15 protein-coding genes are annotated in these 17,140 nt (G+C 38.3%); 3 read left to right on the top strand and 12 right to left on the bottom strand.

Going from position 1 to position 17,140, the window contains the following annotated elements; genetic code table 11:
• Window positions 1–5: 5 nt before the first annotated feature.
• The 3 genes from ACFIN0_RS01330 to cyoE form a co-directional block, all read right to left on the bottom strand.
• Window positions 6–965 carry a homoserine kinase gene (locus ACFIN0_RS01330; protein ID WP_375701759.1) on the bottom strand — a complete coding sequence of 320 codons (960 nt, stop codon included), beginning with the start codon at window positions 963–965 and terminating at the stop codon, window positions 6–8.
• Window positions 965–2,020 (bottom strand): 4-hydroxy-3-methylbut-2-enyl diphosphate reductase, encoded by a 1,056-nt coding sequence (gene ispH / locus ACFIN0_RS01325; protein ID WP_375606406.1) that lies wholly within the window; start codon window positions 2,018–2,020, stop codon window positions 965–967. Before ispH ends, ACFIN0_RS01330 begins: the two co-directional genes overlap by 1 nt.
• A gap of 171 nt (window positions 2,021–2,191) precedes the next feature.
• Window positions 2,192–3,127: a heme o synthase gene (gene cyoE / locus ACFIN0_RS01320; RefSeq protein WP_375610199.1), complete on the bottom strand. Its 936-nt coding sequence runs from the start codon at window positions 3,125–3,127 to the stop codon at window positions 2,192–2,194.
• Window positions 3,128–3,471: 344 nt separating this feature from the next.
• Between cyoE and ACFIN0_RS01315 the strand changes: the two genes are divergently transcribed.
• Together ACFIN0_RS01315 and tldD are read left to right on the top strand one after the other, a co-directional pair.
• On the top strand, window positions 3,472–4,011 hold the full coding sequence (locus tag ACFIN0_RS01315) for an invasion associated locus B family protein (protein ID WP_375606408.1): 540 nt from the start codon (window positions 3,472–3,474) through the stop codon (window positions 4,009–4,011).
• 109 nt (window positions 4,012–4,120) lie between these two features.
• Window positions 4,121–5,539, top strand: coding sequence for a metalloprotease TldD (gene tldD / locus ACFIN0_RS01310; protein WP_375606409.1), 1,419 nt, complete (start codon window positions 4,121–4,123; stop codon window positions 5,537–5,539).
• A 543-nt stretch (window positions 5,540–6,082) separates the two neighbouring features.
• Here the strand turns inward: tldD and ACFIN0_RS01305 are convergent.
• From ACFIN0_RS01305 to ACFIN0_RS01270, 8 genes are all read right to left on the bottom strand, one after another.
• Window positions 6,083–7,336, bottom strand: a complete 1,254-nt coding sequence (locus ACFIN0_RS01305; RefSeq protein ID WP_375701758.1) for a class I SAM-dependent RNA methyltransferase — start codon at window positions 7,334–7,336, stop codon at window positions 6,083–6,085.
• Entirely contained in the window at window positions 7,333–8,076 is a 744-nt protein-coding gene (locus tag ACFIN0_RS01300; protein WP_375606411.1) for a TlyA family RNA methyltransferase, read from the bottom strand. The genes ACFIN0_RS01305 and ACFIN0_RS01300 overlap by 4 nt, the downstream gene beginning before the upstream one ends.
• A 16-nt stretch (window positions 8,077–8,092) precedes the next feature.
• Window positions 8,093–10,000 (bottom strand): 1-deoxy-D-xylulose-5-phosphate synthase, encoded by a 1,908-nt coding sequence (gene dxs / locus ACFIN0_RS01295; RefSeq protein ID WP_375701757.1) that lies wholly within the window; start codon window positions 9,998–10,000, stop codon window positions 8,093–8,095.
• A 235-nt stretch (window positions 10,001–10,235) separates the two neighbouring features.
• Window positions 10,236–10,490, bottom strand: a complete 255-nt coding sequence (locus ACFIN0_RS01290; RefSeq protein ID WP_375701756.1) for an exodeoxyribonuclease VII small subunit — start codon at window positions 10,488–10,490, stop codon at window positions 10,236–10,238.
• 7 nt (window positions 10,491–10,497) lie between these two features.
• Entirely contained in the window at window positions 10,498–11,610 is a 1,113-nt protein-coding gene (ribB, locus tag ACFIN0_RS01285) for a 3,4-dihydroxy-2-butanone-4-phosphate synthase (RefSeq protein ID WP_375701755.1), read from the bottom strand.
• Between the two features lie 15 nt (window positions 11,611–11,625).
• On the bottom strand, window positions 11,626–12,714 hold the full coding sequence (gene aroC, locus ACFIN0_RS01280; RefSeq protein ID WP_375606415.1) for a chorismate synthase: 1,089 nt from the start codon (window positions 12,712–12,714) through the stop codon (window positions 11,626–11,628).
• A gap of 148 nt (window positions 12,715–12,862) precedes the next feature.
• Window positions 12,863–13,681: an enoyl-ACP reductase FabI gene (gene fabI / locus ACFIN0_RS01275; RefSeq protein WP_375701754.1), complete on the bottom strand. Its 819-nt coding sequence runs from the start codon at window positions 13,679–13,681 to the stop codon at window positions 12,863–12,865.
• Between the two features lie 128 nt (window positions 13,682–13,809).
• The gene (locus ACFIN0_RS01270; RefSeq protein WP_375606417.1) at window positions 13,810–14,712 is read right to left on the bottom strand and encodes a DnaJ C-terminal domain-containing protein; all 903 of its coding nucleotides are present in this window, start codon (window positions 14,710–14,712) and stop codon (window positions 13,810–13,812) included.
• Window positions 14,713–15,033: 321 nt separating this feature from the next.
• On the opposite strand from ACFIN0_RS01270, the gene pdxH reads away from it, so the two are divergent.
• Window positions 15,034–15,657, top strand: coding sequence for a pyridoxamine 5'-phosphate oxidase (pdxH, locus tag ACFIN0_RS01265; protein ID WP_375606418.1), 624 nt, complete (start codon window positions 15,034–15,036; stop codon window positions 15,655–15,657).
• A gap of 438 nt (window positions 15,658–16,095) precedes the next feature.
• On the opposite strand, the gene ubiA is transcribed toward pdxH, so the two are convergent.
• Window positions 16,096–17,100 (bottom strand): 4-hydroxybenzoate octaprenyltransferase, encoded by a 1,005-nt coding sequence (gene ubiA / locus ACFIN0_RS01260; RefSeq protein ID WP_375701753.1) that lies wholly within the window; start codon window positions 17,098–17,100, stop codon window positions 16,096–16,098.
• Window positions 17,101–17,140: the final 40 nt, after the last annotated feature.

The following is a 17,140-nucleotide window of genomic DNA, read 5'->3' as shown; positions in this document are numbered from 1 at the left end:
AAAATTTAAAAACCTAATTCACTTAGCGAATTTACATTACTGAAAAAACAAAGCTTGTGCCAATATTCCCATGGATCTTTCTTAATAACAAAGCTATTAGGAGGTGTATTAAACCAATCATATAGACGTGTGAGTAAGAAACGTAGAGATGCACCACGAGCTAATAAAACCATCTTGTCCAATTCTAAAGGGATCAATGGTCTTATTTTTTGATAATTTTCCAATAACTTACGTGCTTTGGTAAGATTATAGGAATGATCAGGCTCAAAGCACCAAGCATTTAAACAGATCGCTAAATCATAAGCAAAAAAGTCATTACAAGCAAAATAGAAATCTATCATCCCAGAAAGACGATGATTCACAAAAAAGACGTTATCATTAAATAAATCCGCATGAATAATGCCTGTTGGTAAATTTAATGGCCAGTTTTCTTGTAAAAAAACCAATTCCCACTCAATTTTTTGTCCAAATTCTTTTAATAATGCATCTTCTTTTGTTTGACAACGTTGCCACAATAGCTGCCAATCCATAACAGAAAGAGTATTTTTACGACTGAGTGTAAAATCCTGTCCTGCTAAATGCAATTGTGCTAATCCCGTCCCCACTTCACCACAATGATCTATATTGGGCTGGCGGATCCACTCTCCTTCCAGAAAAGTAATAATAGCAGCAGGACGACCTGCTAGTTCACTGATCATCATGCCATCATTTTGAATAACAGGTTGAGGACAAGGAATTCCACGCTGTCCTAAATGCTGCATTAAGCTACAAAAAAAAGGTAAATCATCTTTTGAAATACGCTTTTCATAAAGTGTTAGAATAAATCGTCCTTGTGTTGTCTCTAACATAAAATTAGAATTTTCAATCCCCTCCTCTATACCTTGATAAGACAAAAGTGACCCTATTGCGTAACCCGTTAAAAACGCTTTTAAATCATTTGGATGAATATCTGTATAAACGGCCATTATTCTGCTTTCATTTTAGACATGTCTGTATCTTGATGTTCATTTTTTGTACTATTTTCTTGACCATTAACAAAAGCCATATCTTGAGAGGTTAAAATGACATCACGTAATTCGCGACTCACTAAAAACTTTTCCGTTTCTACCACTGTTTCAGCCAATTCTATTGTGACATCATAACGCTCACGAAATGCTGAAATAATTTCATCAATAATAATTTCAGGAGCGGAAGCCCCTGCTGAAAGACTGACAACAGAAAGAGCTTTTAGGTTTTCAAAATTAATTTCATCAGCGCGCTGAACTAAAATAGCTTGTCGCGCACCAGACTTTTCAGCAACCTCGACTAAACGTCGCGAATTAGAAGAATTTGGTGCTCCAACAATCAAAAACAAATCACTCCCTTTTGCCGCGGCTTTAACCGCATCTTGTCGATTCGTTGTCGCATAGCAAATTGACTCAGCCGCTGGGGCTGCTAATGTAGGAAAACGTTGTTGTAATATATCGATAATTCCTGCAGTATCTTCAACAGAAAGCGTTGTTTGTGTCACAAATCCTAATTTATCTGGATCCCTTGGTTGATAATGCAAAGCATCTTCTATCGTTTCAATGAGCGTCACAGCCCCTTCTTCAAGCTGTCCCATCGTTCCTATCACCTCAGGATGACCAGCATGACCAATCAATATAACATGACGACCGTGACGTTGATGCCGTATCGCTTGTTTGTGAACTTTCGAGACCAACGGACATGTTGCATCAAGATAAAACAAATTATAGCGTTGTGCTTCTTTTGATACAGATTTTGGTACACCATGGGCAGAAAAAACAACCGGTTGAGTGCGATATTCTTCTGGAATCTCATCAAGTTCTTCAACAAAAACAGCTCCCCGTTGCTGCAATCCCTCAACCACATAGCGGTTATGTACAATTTCATGACGAACATACACTGGAACACCATACTTTTTTAATGCAAGAAGAACAATCTGGATAGCACGATCAACCCCTGCACAAAATCCACGTGGACCACAAAGACGTATCGTTAAAGGAGGAAGTCCAGACATAAATCATCCTTAATCTCTATAGCTTTAGTATCATAATCAAACAACTTATCCTTATGCACGAATAATCAATGCAAAAAAACGTGCAATACCATCTTTTACATAAAAACATACTTTATAGTATCTTCTTGTAGGAAAGCTCTTTTAAAATTTGTTTTTTATATTTTCACGCTCCTAAAGAGCGATAAAATACCAAACAAGAGATTCAATCAAAAGAACCCCAAAGATAGCTGCCAAATAAAGTAATGAAAAGAAAAATAGTTTTTTTGCCATCAAAATAGTTTCATTATGTGTATCAGCTTTCCACAAACGATAGGCAAAATAAATAAAGATAATGCTTAAAACTGTTGAAAAAATACCATAAAAAATTCCGCCAAGACCAGTAAAGCAAGGAGCAGCAGCACACAATGCCATCAAAATAGCATAAAATAAAATCTGTTTTTTTGTTGAATGTTCACCTCGTACATTAGGCATCATAGGGATACCTGCAGCCTCATAATCAAGAGATGAAAATAAAGAAAGAGCCCAAAAGTGAGGGGGGGTCCACATAAAAATGATTAAAAATAATAAAAAGCTATCAATACTCACTGTCCCTGTTGTCACGGCCCATCCAATCATTGGTGGAAAAGCCCCAGAAGCACCACCAATAACAATATTTTGTGGTGTGATACGCTTTAACCAAATTGTATAGATAACGACATAAAAGAAAATCGTAAATGCAAGAAAAAATGCCGCAAACCAATTAATGAAGCTTCCCATAACCAATACCGAGAGCATAGAAAGAACCATGCCAAAAATAAATGCCCTTTGAGAGCTGATTTTACCCATGGGAATAGGACGCTTTTTAGTCCGTTCCATCACAGCATCAATGTCAGCATCATACCACATGTTCAGTGCTCCCGCACCACCGCCACCAGCAGCAATACATAAAATTGCTAAAAAACCATACCACGGATTGATAGGAACAGGCGATACAAGCAAACCAACCAGAGCCGTAAAGACCACAAGAGACATAACACGTGGCTTTAATAATGTGATGTAATCACCAATACCGGATTTTGGTGGCGTTGATTTACCATTCACAACCGATAACTCTTCTGAAACTGACATTCCACTCAAAGCTCTTTTCCATTTCTGTCATTCACAAACCCAATATTATCTGACAAATATTATCTAGCGTATGGAAATGACCAATTAAGACCAATCGTATTTTTGAGAAAATATGAAATATCTCTTTCGCACGTATCCCCTAAAAGTAAATGGAAATATTGGCAATAAAAATACATTTTTTCAATCAACGTTCTCTCCACATTACAAATGTATCATAAAAATATATCATATGAATTAATATATTTGGGTAAATACTGATTTTGTGTTATGGTTTTTTATGGGGAATTCATTTTTTTATGTAAATCTATGCATGGTTTTGGGTGTTGAGTCGGATAGGATTTTCTGTGATACTTTATAAATTACTCAAAAAAACTTTTTTTATTGGTGCTGTTCTTTACACACTTTATAGTAGTTTTATCAGTCATGCATTTGCACAAACACCCTATGCACAAGATGTCCCTGCTCCACAAACCTATGGTGCATGGACAAAGGTTTGTGCTCTACCACCAGGTACCCCTAATATGCAGTGTGAAGTTGTACAAAACGTCCATACACAAGGTCGTCATGATATTACCCTCCGCGTTACCTTTTATAAACTTCCTCAAAAGCAAGGCGCTTTGATGCGTGTTTTTGTTCCGATTCGCGTTGAGTTACGTCCTGGTGTTGGCATTAAAATTGACGATAAAGATATGGGAAGAATGGAATATCGTCGTTGTCTTGGTGATAATTGTGTTGCTGAAGCTTTTCTAAAAGAAGACATATTACAACTCTTTTTAAAAGGAAAAATGGCAACCTATTTTATCTTCACAACCCCAGAGCAAGGAATTGGAGGTCTGGTTGACCTTCAGGGTCTTAGCGATGCCTATGCAACCTTACCAACATGAATAAAATCGACACACATTGGACAATTAAAATCTCATCGTATATTTTGAGAGCCCCTTAATTTAGATCAATAAAAATCTTCTCATCCCCCGTAAAAATAGGATAATTCTTATGAAATCGCTGATTGATCATTTTGATATTGCTTCCTCTAAAGTGCAGTCTCTTGTACAGGAAACGCTTCATCATGCGGATGATGGCGAACTTTACCTTGAGTATACAGAAAGCGAAGCTCTTTTATTTGATAATGGACAGCTTAAAAACGGCTCTTTCCATCAAGATATGGGGTTTGGTCTGCGTGTCGTTGCTGGAGAAGCTACCGGATATGCACATTCTAATGAATTATCAGCTGCTGCACTCAAGCGTGCTTGTGAAGCAGCTAAAGCTGTTACCTATAATAATCATGCTGGACCTTATAGTGTAGCACCTCAACAAACAAACAAGAGACTTTATCAACCGCATAATCCCCTTGATGCTCCGTCATTTGAAGAAAAAAGTGCTCTTTTGCAAAAAATTGATGCCTATTTACGTGCGAAAAATGATAAATTACATCAAGTGACTGTTTCTCTTTCCGGCTCGCTACAACATGTTGAAATTTTACGTGCAGATGGATATTTGGTTCGTGATATTCGTCCACTCGTACGACTTTCTATATCTGTGGTCGCAGCTGAAGGCAATCGACGTGAAAATGGTTTCTATGGATGTGGGGGACGACAAGCATTTAACCAATTTATTCGTGAAGACAATTGGAAAGAAGCCGCGGATGAAGCCTTACGTATGGCTTTAACAAATTTAGAAGCAGAAGCAGCACCTGCAGGATCTTTTGATGTTGTCTTAGCCAATGGATGGCCTGGCGTTATGCTCCATGAAGCCGTAGGTCATGGTTTGGAAGGTGACTTTAACCGCAAAAAAACATCTGCTTTTGCTGGACTTTTAGGACAACAAGTTGCGGCAAAAGGTGTTACAGTTGTTGATGATGGAACAATTCCACAACGCCGTGGCTCTCTCACTGTCGATGATGAGGGAACCCCTTCAGGATATAATGTTCTCATTGAAGATGGAAAACTCGTTGGTTTTATGCAAGACAGGCTTAATGCACGGCTTATGGGGGGTAAATCAACTGGAAATGGACGGCGTGAATCTTATGCTTATGCACCAATGCCACGAATGACCAATACAATCATGCTAGGAGGAGATAAAACACCTGAAGAAATCCTTTCTTCACTTAAAAGTGGTATCTATGCTGTTTCATTTGGTGGAGGACAAGTTGATATTACTTCTGGAAAATTCGTCTTTGAATGTACTGAAGCATACCGAGTAGAAAATGGTAAAATTGGTGCACCAATTAAAGGCGCAACTCTTATTGGAAATGGACCGGATGCTATGAAACGTATCACAATGATTGGAAATGATAGTAAACTGGATAATGGTATTGGTATGTGCGGAAAAGCAGGACAAAACGTTCCTGTTGGTGTTGGACAACCTCATCTACGGATTAATAATATGACAATCGGTGGAACTGCGTTGAAGTAAGCTTGCTCATTCCTTCCCAATATTCAATACTTCCCCTTCTCGTTTATCAAGATGGTCTTGTGAAGGATGAATTTTTGCTACAAACATTGATTTATAAAGATAATTGAACGTTATTCATATTTAAATTAGAACCTTGAACACCGTAAGATTCTCTCATTTTAAATTTGTGTCTGTTGAATCAATTAAGATTATTCGTTTGTACGTTACAAGCGGGGGGAAATGCATGGAGTAAAACTGTACAAGAAAGAACTAAAAATACCTATAATGAACCATCTCAAGTGCCAAGAGCTATAGCAACATTAGGAAGTGGCCAATATTACGATGGTGTTTGCTTAAATACACCTTCTTTATGATACATTCGTCTTTTGTATGGAGTAGTGGAGCAACTATCTTTTATGTTTCATAATAAAAAAGTTTAAAATAAAAAACACTTTCTACATTCAGTGCTCGTTAACTCAACGAGAAAAAGATTATTATTGTAGATAAATTTTAGAGAGATTTTATAATAATACTCAAATGAACTATGTCAAAAAAACTTTCAGGCTAAAGCTTCCAACTTTTCTTCTTTTTATTTTTGCTCAAAACAGCAACAACTTCGACATGTGGCGACCATAAAAATTGATCAATTGGTATGATTTTTTCTACTGTATATCCCCCTGCAACAAGAAAAGATAAATCACGAGCAAATGTAACGGGATTACACGAAATTGCCACAACACGTGATATTGTTGCCTTTGCCAGTTCATGTACTTGTTCCTCTGCTCCAGCGCGAGGAGGGTCAAAAACAACGCTTTCAAAACACTCAAGTTCCTTTACAGAAAGTGGATGGCGAAAAAGATCACGTTTTTCACAAGTGACTGTTTTTAAACCAGTTGCAAAACGTGCTGCTGTATTTAGATTTCTTAATGCATCTTCATTATTTTCTACTGCATGAACATTCATCTTTTTTGCCATACGCAAGGCAAATGTTCCTACCCCTGAAAACAAATCAAGAGCATTCTTTGCTTTTTTTAAATGAGTCAAAATAATATTGCCCATTATATGTTCAGCTTCACAAGTTGCTTGAAGAAAACCACCAGAAGGAAATTCAACACGGACATCTCCAAAATAAACCAATGGTTTTTCTTGCTCAACCAAAACTTCTCCGTCAACAGATAAACGTATAATCCCATATGAAAGAGCAGCACTGATCATTTTCTGACAAACACGCTCATCGCGTATAACACAACCGCTTAAAGCGATATCTAAACCGTTTTCAACAGATGTTATCGTTATATGAAACCGTTTGGCATGATTGCTTACAAGAGCACAAAGTGACCTGATATCATCTAGTTTAGACATAATCTCTAAACGCGTCACTGGACATTCTTCAAGAGCTATAATCTCATGAGAGAGATAACGATTAAAACCAACTTTTTGCCCCTGTGGGGTCATGGATGCTGTTAACGTCATCCGACGTCGGCTATAGGGTTTACATTCTATTAAAGGCGCAACAACATTATTAAGTCCATACTTTTTAAGTGCATCAACAACTAATTGTCGTTTCCATACGCAATAAGCATCAGTATGCCAATGCTGAAGAGCACACCCTCCACATTCTCCAAAATGCTGACAAAGAGCATCAACACGTTCTGGTGATTTTTCTTTTAATGCTATACATGTTGCATATTTTCCATGAACAGTAATTTCAGCACACTCTCCCGGTAAAGTAAAAGGAACATAAATAAAACCGTGGGACGTCTTGGAAGTACCATAACCATTTGCTCCAATATAGTCGATTATCACATTATCGTTCACTCTTGTTTTTCTCCGAATAGTAAATATTCCACATTGCCATCACCACCTGTAATGGGTGAAGGAAGTAAACCTTTTGCACGCCACCCTGTTTGAGTATCTAACCAGATAAAAAGTGCCTCAGCGGTTTTTTTAGCACTTGATGGATTTAATATTCCTCCCTTTCCAAGGTGCTTACGACCAACCTCAAACTGAGGCTTTACCAATAAAACAGCTTGAGCACCCTTCTTGGCTAAAGATAAAACGGGAGGCAATGCAAGTTTAAGAGAAATAAAGCTGACGTCGGAAACGATAAGATCAATTTCCCTACCGCCTAAATGTTCCTGTTGAAAATCTCTAACATTTAAGCCTTCTAATAACGTTATAGCCCTGTTGCCCAATAAACGTGCATCAAATTGATGATGCCCAACATCAACAGCAATGACATGGGCCGCTCCACGCTCTAAGAGAACTTGTGTAAAACCACCTGTTGATGCCCCAACATCAATGGCTGTCACTTTATCGGTTACAATCGGAAATGCATCAAGTGCAGAAATCAATTTCAATGCCGCACGGGACACATAATTTTGCGCTGGATCACAAACAAAAATCTCTGCATCATCAAAAACAATTTGCCCAGCTTTAAAAACTATTTTGCCATTAACTTTAACAGTTTTGCGTATAATTGCATCACGTGCACGTGAACGTGTCGTAAAAAAGTTTCTTTCAACTAAAAGAATATCGAGCCTTTTTCTGGAAGCCATCTCATACTTGAATTTTCTATCCCGTTCGAATCTCGCGTCCCAGAGCAGTAAAAACCGTATTTAAAATACCCATAGCATCAAGTCCGACACGTGAAAGAACTTTTTCTGGTGAACCATGACTCAAATATTCATCAGGAAGTTTTAGTGTACGAACTTTCAAACCATGCTCTAAGAGCCCTTCTTGCGCTAAAAATTGTAATATGTGTGCTCCAAACCCACCGATTGCACCTTCTTCAATTGTCACCAAAACTTCATGCTCACGTGCCAAACGACGCATCAAATCCTTATCTAAAGGTTTTGCAAACCGTGCATCTGCAACTGTTGTAGATAATCCTTCAACCTCCAACGCATCAGCAGCTTGCAACACTTCTGACATCCGCGTTCCAAAACAAACCAAAGCAATCCTATTTCCTTCACGCAGAACGCGCCCTTTTCCAATTTCTAATAACTCACCACGTTGCGGTAAATCTATACCAAGACCTTCACCACGTGGATAACGAAAAGAAATGGGACCCTGATCATAGGCTGCAGCTGTACGTACCATATGCATCAATTCAAGCTCATCTGAAGGTGCCATAACAACAAACTCAGGAAGAGTGGACAAAAAAACAATATCAAAACTTCCAGCATGTGTTGCACCATCTGCCCCCACAAAACCTGCTCGGTCAATAGCAAAACGTACCGGTAATTTTTGAATTGATACATCATGAATAATTTGATCATAAGCACGCTGTAAAAAAGTAGAATAAATTGCAACAAAAGGCTTATACCCTTCACAAGCAAGTCCTGCCGCAAAAGTTACGGCATGTTGCTCAGCAATACCAACATCAAACATTTTTTCAGGAAATTTTTCTGCAAAAGCATCAAGGCCTGTCCCTGTTGGCATCGCTGCTGTTATGCCCACAATCTTATCATCATGGCGCGCTTCTTCTGATAAGGCTTCAGAAAATACCTTGGTATAGGGTAGAATATTACTTGATGCTTTAATCTGTTTTCCTGTCGTAACATCAAAACGATTAACACCATGATATTTATCAGAAGATGCTTCTGCAGGTGGATATCCCTTTCCCTTATGGGTGACGACATGCACCAAAACTGGACCATTAGGACATTCACGAATATTTTTTAAAACGGGTAATAAATGCCCTAAATTGTGCCCATCTATGGGTCCCACGTAATAAAAGCCAAGCTCATCAAATAACGTTCCCCCAACCAAAAAACTACGCGCAAATTCCTCTGAACGACGTGCCTTATCCAAAAAAAACTTTGGCAATTTTTCGCTCAACATCTTTACGCGTTCACGCAAATGACGATAAGCAGGACGAGAAACTAGTCGTGCAAGATGTGCACTCATAGCACCTGTAGGCGGTGCAATAGACATATCGTTATCATTAAGAACAACAATCAAGCGCGCATCCAAAGCACCAGCGTTATTCATTGCTTCATAAGCCATGCCCGCAGACATTGCACCATCACCAATAACAGCGATAATATTGCGTCTTGTCTCTGCCTTCAAAGCACTCGCTACCGCCATGCCAAGACCCGCCGAAATAGAAGTAGACGAATGGCCCGCTCCAAATGGATCATACACACTTTCTGAACGTTTTGTGAAACCTGATAATCCTCCCTCTTGACGTAATGTACGTATTTTTTCTCTACGCCCCGTTAAAATCTTATGTGGATAGGTTTGATGACCAACATCCCAAATAATCCTATCCTCTGGTGTATTAAAAACATAATGTAATGCAACAGTGAGCTCAACAACACCAAGTCCTGCCCCAAGATGACCACCTGTTACAGAAACCGCATCAATTGTTTCTGCCCGCAACTCATTAGCCAACTGTACTAAATCAGACTCAGGCAAAGCCCGCAAATCTTGCGGGAAACAAATACGGTCAAGCAATGGTGTTAAGATATGAGACAAAAAAACTCCCTCCTATCACCTTAACTTAAGAGAACGCAACGATAAAAATACATCTTCTCTACTCTTTCATTGACAGTTTTGCATCTTTTTTACTGAAAAATCTCTATTTGAGATGATTTATGATTTTTCTCATTTTTAACTTATTTTATAAAAAAGAAACCAATAAAATTTGCTTTCTATAAATAAGATTATTGCACTGCTTAATCCCGCAATAAATATCCAAAAATATTTAATATTATTGAGCATCAAGTGGTTCTACTCCTTCTGGAGAACCTCCCTCTGAAAGTTGAATTTTTTCAACTTTAGCTTCAGCAACTTTCAAGAGTTTTTCACAATGTTTTTTAAGCGCTTCACCACGTTCATAAATATCTATGGATTGTTCCAAAGGCACATCGCCACGTTCCAAATTTTCAACAATAACTTCAAGTTGCCTCAGCGCTTGCTCAAAACTTAAGGTCGTAATATCCCCCTCTTGTATTTCTTTTTTCATATGAACCTCACAAAATATCTATTCTGGATATACGAATTCCAAAACCTTCTAAATCTAAATAATGACGCTCTTTAGAAGCGTAAACAATAACAGAACTGATTCCTAAATATTTCAAAATTTGTGATCCTAAACCAATTTGGCGCCATTCTTCTTCACGTTCAATTGCCTGTATATGGTTTTCTGAACCGTCTTTTGCCATTTCCTGAATGCTCATAGCTGATTTTTCATCAACACCAACTGATCCTTCACGTAAATAAACAAAAACACCCCGTTTTTCTTTTTCCATCATACGCTGCATGATAGCGGTAACATCTGACGCTTGACCAAAAACATCATTCATAATGTTTTCACGATGCAAACGTACAGGAATATCTTCACCATCACCAAGATCACCAAAAACGATTGCAACATGCTGAACTGTTTCCCAAGGGAGTTGATAACTCTGAACAATAGCAGGTCCTACTGGTGTTTCAATAGCCATTTCTCCAACATGCCTGATCAACATTTCTTTGCGCTGACGATAAGCGATTAAATCCGCAACCGTTATCATATGCAATCGATGTTCTTGTGCAAATTTTGTAACTTCATCTCCATGTTTAACACTGCCATCATCATTGACCAACTCACCAATAACACCAACTGGCGGTAAACCAGCTAATTTACATAAATCAACAGCCGCTTCCGTGTGACCTGAACGCATAAGAACACCCCCTTCATGCGCAATCAAAGGGAAAATATGTCCTGGACGAATAAAATCGTGAGCACCAGCATTTGGATTAGCAAGATTGCGAACCGCTAATGTGCGGTCGTGTGCGGAAATACCCGTCGTTATCCCATGTTTAAAATCCACAGTAACAGTAAACTGGGTCTGATGTGCTGAATTATTATCTGGCACCATAGGAGCAAGATGAAACCGTTGTGCTTCTTCTTTTGGCATAGGTGCACAAACAATCCCTGTTGTGTGGCGAATGATGAATGCCATCTTTTCTTCTGTACAATGGACAGCAGCAACAGTTAAATCACCCTCATTTTCACGGTCATCATCATCTGTCACCACAACAATTTCACCGCGTTCAAAAGCTTTAAGTGCAGAAACAATTTTTTTTTCATCATACACCATTATTCACCTTCTCACTCACCCAACTTGACCGCGATGTCTTAGATAATGGTCCGCAATAGCACAAGCAACCATCGCTTCACCAATGGGAACAGCGCGAATCCCAACACATGGATCATGACGTCCCTTCGTTATAACATCTACATCATGACCATCAACATCAATAGAGCGACGAGGCGTTAAAATTGACGAAGTAGGCTTGACAGCAAAACGTGCAACAATTGGCTGTCCACTCGATATTCCCCCTAAAATACCACCAGCATGATTGGATAAAAAAAGTGGTTTTCCATCATTCCCCATCCGCATTTCATCGGCATTTTCTTCTCCCTTCATGCGGGCTGCCGCAAAACCATCCCCAATTTCAACTCCTTTTACTGCATTAATCGACATAAGGAAGGATGCAATATCTTGATCCAGTTTTGCGTAAATAGGTGCTCCTAAACCTGCCGGAACATTTTCTGCAATGATCTCAACAACAGCACCAACAGATGTCCCCTCTTTACGGAGTTTACTGATATAATCACTAAAAATGTGAACCATCTCTGCGTCAGGTGTAAAAAAAGGATTATTATCAACCTCTGACCAATCCCAACGATCACGATTAATATTATGAGGACCAATTGCTATCACTGCTCCTCGAACCACCAAACCAGGAACAATTTTACGTGCAAATGCACCCGCTGCAACACGTGCTGCTGTCTCCCTTGCCGAAGAACGCCCTCCTCCTCGAAAATCACGAATGCCATATTTAATATCATAAGTATAATCCGCATGTCCTGGACGATATTGATGGGCAATCGAGCTATAATCCTTCGAACGCTGATCTGTATTTCTAATCAACAGAGAAATTGGTGTACCTGTTGTAACCAATGCCGTCCCATTGTCCTGAGCGATAGCTCCTGAAAGAATTTCTACTTGATCCAATTCGCGTCGCTGCGTTGTATATACGGATTGTCCTGGTCTCCGTTTGTCAAGATAAGCTTGAACTTCTGCAAGAGTAAAAATAATTCCAGGCGGACAACCATCAATGACACAACCAAGAGCAGCACCATGACTTTCACCCCATGTGGTTACACGAAACAAATGACCAAATGTATTATGCGACATGAAAAAAGATCCGTTTCTCTGTCAAAATATACGCCAACGACAACATATGTTGAGTTATACACAAAACAGCTCTTTGTTCCAAAATACTCTCAGCCGCTTTTAATTTGGTCAAATTACCGCTGTTCAATAAAACCCTATAAACCAAACTTTATTCTTTAACGACAGAAATGTCTGGTGCATCAACTGCTTTCATACCTATGATATTATAACCCGAATCAACATGATGAACTTCACCAGTAACAGAACGAGACAAATCTGAAAGAAAATAAAGAGCAGAATCACCAACCTCTTCAATTGTTACTGTACGGCGTAATGGAGCATTATATTCATTCCATTTTAAAATATAACGGAAATCACCAATACCTGAAGCTGCTAACGTTTTAATCGGTCCAGCAGATATCGCATTAACACGAATATTTTTGGGACCTAAATCTACCGCTAAATACTTCACGCTCGCTTCAAGAGCTGCTTTAGCAACCCCCATTACATTATAATTGGGAACAACTTTTTCCGCACCATAATAGGTCAGTGTCAAGATTGAACCGCCATCCGGCATCAACTTTTCTGCACGCTTTGTTAGAGCTGTTAGGGAATAAACGGAAATATTCATGGTCATCATAAAATTTGATTCGCTGATATCAACATAACGACCACTTAATTCATCTTTATTAGAAAAACCAATAGCATGAACTAAAAAATCGAGTTTGCCCCATTTCTTCTCTATGGTTCTAAAGACCGTATCAATAGAGACACTGTCAGAAACATCACAATGTCCACAAACAAATCCCTTTAATTCTTCAGCCAAAGGCTCAACACGCTTTTTCATTGCTTCACCCTGATAGGTAAAAGCAAGCTCTGCCCCTGCGCTACTTGCCGCTTTAGCAATTCCCCAAGCGATGGAGCGATTATTGGCCAACCCTAAAATTAAGCCACGCTTACCGTACAATAAACCATTACCCTTAGCCATTAGCGCTGCCCCATTGTTACTTAAAATTAATATTATTCATTTGCCTATGACACAGGTCAACTTTTTCTTCAAGTAATTGGTTTAAAATCAAGCAAAAACTATGCTTTATATATAAAAAAAATTAAAATTTAATCTTTTTGCATTTGCAAAAACTGTTCTAGCGCAACATTTTTACCTTCCGGCAACATAATACGAACATGCACATAAAGATCATCTCTTGTACCACTTTTTAAACGAAGTCCTTTTCCTTTCAACCGTAAAACGCGATCAGAACTTGACCAAGCAGGAATCGTTAAAACCACACGTCCCTCCAATGTCTCAACTTCTTCTTTTGCTCCCAAAACAGCATGTTTAAGAGAAACTGGTAAATCAAGATGAAGTGCCCTTCCTTCAACCCGAAAACGAGGATGTTTTTGAATCTGAATGGTTATTAATGCATCTCCTGCTTGCCCATGAGGAACCTCTTCTCCCTGACCTTTTAAACGAATAGTTTGCCCGTCTTCAATATAATCTGGAAGTTTAATTTTTAACTTTTTTCCATTAGGAAAAACGGCTTCCACCTTTTCTGCGCCAACCATCTGCTCTAATGTTATGGCAAGATTAGCACGAATATGTGCTCCTTGTTGAGGGCGATTATAGTGTGTGGAATTCGAAAAGCTACCGCCTCCCCCAAACAGATCGCGAAAAATATCACTCGCATCAAAACCTGCACCACCTGAAGAGGAAAAATCAAATCCTCTCGCTCTTCCTGAAAAAGGATTTTGTTTATTGTTAAAATTCTCACCAGCACCATAGGCTTGATAAAGTGGTTTTCCTTCCATATCAATTTCACCGCGGTCAAATTGTGCTTTTTTATCTTTATCACCTATAATTTCATAAGCTTGATTAATTTCAGCAAACTTTTCTTTAGCCTTTGCATCATCTTTATTGTGATCTGGATGATACTTCTTTGCTAATTTTCTAAATGCTGATTTAATCTCTTGCGATTTTGCGGTACGTGCCACACCCAGAATCGTGTAGGGATCACGCATATTGCCCTCTTTTCAATTTTTTGGTTTTCAAAATATCAACGGATATGTTTTCAATATCCCTCATAACTTTATCAATCTATTCTAGAGAATAATTTCTTCTTTCTTTATATGTCTATCAATAAACTAAAATACCAGATAAAATGAGATATTTATTTAATATAGCTCATTATCGTCTATGCTAAAGACAAAAATAATGGAACCACTATAAAAATACACGATAGCATTGACTTTTTGAAAATAGGAAAAAATGCTACTTTACTTCGAGATGACAAAGTAAATAAGAAAATGCCTTACCCATGCTCGCTGACATTTGGAGACACTATGAGCAATAAAATCCCAACAGATGATCATTTTATGCAAATGCAAAAACCTTTTGAACTTTTTGCAAAATGGCTTGAAGAGGCAACAATAAGCGAAATAAATGATCCGAATGCTATGGCGCTCGCAACAGTAGACGAAACAGGACTTCCTAATGTTCGTATGGTTCTCCTCAAAGACTACAGTCCCCAAGGATTCGTCTTCTATACCAATTATGAAAGCTGTAAAGGACAAGAAATTTTAAAATCAATGAAGGCATCCTTAGGTTTTCATTGGAAATCGCTCCGTCGTCAGGTCAGAATTAGAGGCATTGTTGAAAAAGTAAGTCAACAGGAAGCGGATGCCTATTTCCAATCGCGACCACGTGGGAGTCGAATTGGGGCATGGGCATCTAAACAATCTCAACCATTAGACAATCGTTTTGTGCTCGAAAAAGCAATTGCTCAATATACTGCACGTTATGCAGTAGGCAATATTCCACGACCGCCTTATTGGTCTGGTTTTCGTGTTAAACCCCTTTCTATAGAATTCTGGTGTGATCGCCCATTTCGTTTACATGATCGTCTGCTTTTTACGCGTGATTGTGTTGAACACAGCAATTGGAAAAAACAAAAACTTTATCCCTAATCCTTCAAGCTTTATCGTTATGAAGACTTTGTCTTCCTAAGGGTTCAATGACTATTTTCTATTTGCAAATTTCTAAAACAAAATGATTAGTTTCCTTTCAATAGAAAAGTTTTATTTTCACTATAAAAGTTGGTTGAGAATATCTCCTACTGCATTGCTTGAAGACAATAGATGCGCAACAAGCTTTTTTAAGAGAAAACACGATATTCAGCAAAAATTATGATTTTATTTTTGTAATTTCTGATAAGAGAAAGTGCACTTTCAATAAAATTTGAAAAAATCGTTATTTCAAACCAGAAAGGTCTGGAATAAAACTAATCATAAAATACAAAAAACTTTGAACATGAAAAAATAATACACTTTAAAATTAATGAAAGTATCTTTGTATTTTCATTCCTCTCCTCATCATCAGAATATATGATTTTATCTAATTTGTTGTTAAGCTGTAGGATAAAACATCATCCATATACCACCACATACTAAACCAGCAAAAATCACAAGACCAATAAGCGAATTAGATTTGAAAAGCCTGAGGCATTGCGCACTGTCATCTATATCGATAACTTTAATTTGAATAAACATATGGATACTTGCCACAAAAACCCCAAAAAAACTAAGAACAGGGACTTCAGCTAAATAAAATGCTAAACTCACGAACAGTACAAAACCACCATACAAAAATACTAAAGCACGCTTGGTTTCTTTACCGAAGAGAAGTGCTGTAGAACGCACACCAACCGTAGCGTCATCTTCTTTATCTTGATGGGCGTAGATTGTATCATATCCTATGGTCCACAAGATTGATCCCACATAAAGTAAAATCGGTGACCAGCTTAAACCTCCAAAGACAACAGCCCACCCCATTAATGCCCCCCAATTAAATGCAACGCCTAAAAAAAACTGCGGCCAATATGTTACGCGTTTCATAAAAGGATAAAATGCAACAGCTATCAATGACGAAATACCTAGAAAAAAACTAAACCTATTAAATTGTGATAAAACGCCTAAACCAACCAAACATTGCACAAGTATAAAAACTTTTGCTTGAAACCGACTCACATGACCTGTCGGCAATGGGCGAGAACGTGTTCTTTCTACCTGAGAATCGATTTTATGGTCAATAAGATCATTCCAAGTACATCCTGCCCCTCGCATAGCGATGGATCCTAGAAAAAAAAGAAAAAGATACCAAACCCAATGAAGCAACATTGATGAAAGAGTATCATAATGCATTTCATAAGAGAGAAAAGCCATTGTTGTTGACCAAAAACAAGGCCACATCAACAATTGCCATCCGATAGGCCGATCCCAACGCGCTAATTGCGCATAAAACCATAAAGAACAGGGAAGTAAACTGTAGACCCATTGTTTGGAAGATGCATCCATAACCCGTCCTTGGCTATTATAGGACTGAACAGGTGCGATATTTTTATTTTTTTTCATCAAATGATTTACCTTTAGTCTTGCGATAGAGACATTTCAT

It is taken from the genome of Bartonella sp. AA89HNZF, assembly GCF_042196905.1.
Lineage (GTDB): Bacteria > Pseudomonadota > Alphaproteobacteria > Rhizobiales > Rhizobiaceae > Bartonella.
This window is presented reverse-complemented; position numbering and strand designations above follow the sequence as displayed.

Excerpts from the sequence above, each read along its gene's own strand:
- ribB (WP_375701755.1), bottom strand. The coding sequence starts at position 11,610 with ATGGTGTATGATGAAAAAAAAATTGTTTCTGCACTTAAAGCTTTTGAA.
- pdxH (WP_375606418.1), top strand. The coding sequence starts at position 15,034 with ATGAGCAATAAAATCCCAACAGATGATCATTTTATGCAAATGCAAAAA.
- fabI (WP_375701754.1), bottom strand. The coding sequence starts at position 13,681 with ATGGCTAAGGGTAATGGTTTATTGTACGGTAAGCGTGGCTTAATTTTA.
- ACFIN0_RS01290 (WP_375701756.1), bottom strand. The coding sequence starts at position 10,490 with ATGAAAAAAGAAATACAAGAGGGGGATATTACGACCTTAAGTTTTGAG.
- ACFIN0_RS01300 (WP_375606411.1), bottom strand. The coding sequence starts at position 8,076 with ATGGCTTCCAGAAAAAGGCTCGATATTCTTTTAGTTGAAAGAAACTTT.
- aroC (WP_375606415.1), bottom strand. The coding sequence starts at position 12,714 with ATGTCGCATAATACATTTGGTCATTTGTTTCGTGTAACCACATGGGGT.
- ispH (WP_375606406.1), bottom strand. The coding sequence starts at position 2,020 with ATGTCTGGACTTCCTCCTTTAACGATACGTCTTTGTGGTCCACGTGGA.
- cyoE (WP_375610199.1), bottom strand. The coding sequence starts at position 3,127 with ATGTCAGTTTCAGAAGAGTTATCGGTTGTGAATGGTAAATCAACGCCA.
- ACFIN0_RS01270 (WP_375606417.1), bottom strand. The coding sequence starts at position 14,712 with ATGCGTGATCCCTACACGATTCTGGGTGTGGCACGTACCGCAAAATCG.
- tldD (WP_375606409.1), top strand. The coding sequence starts at position 4,121 with ATGAAATCGCTGATTGATCATTTTGATATTGCTTCCTCTAAAGTGCAG.
- ubiA (WP_375701753.1), bottom strand. The coding sequence starts at position 17,100 with ATGAAAAAAAATAAAAATATCGCACCTGTTCAGTCCTATAATAGCCAA.
- ACFIN0_RS01330 (WP_375701759.1), bottom strand. The coding sequence starts at position 965 with ATGGCCGTTTATACAGATATTCATCCAAATGATTTAAAAGCGTTTTTA.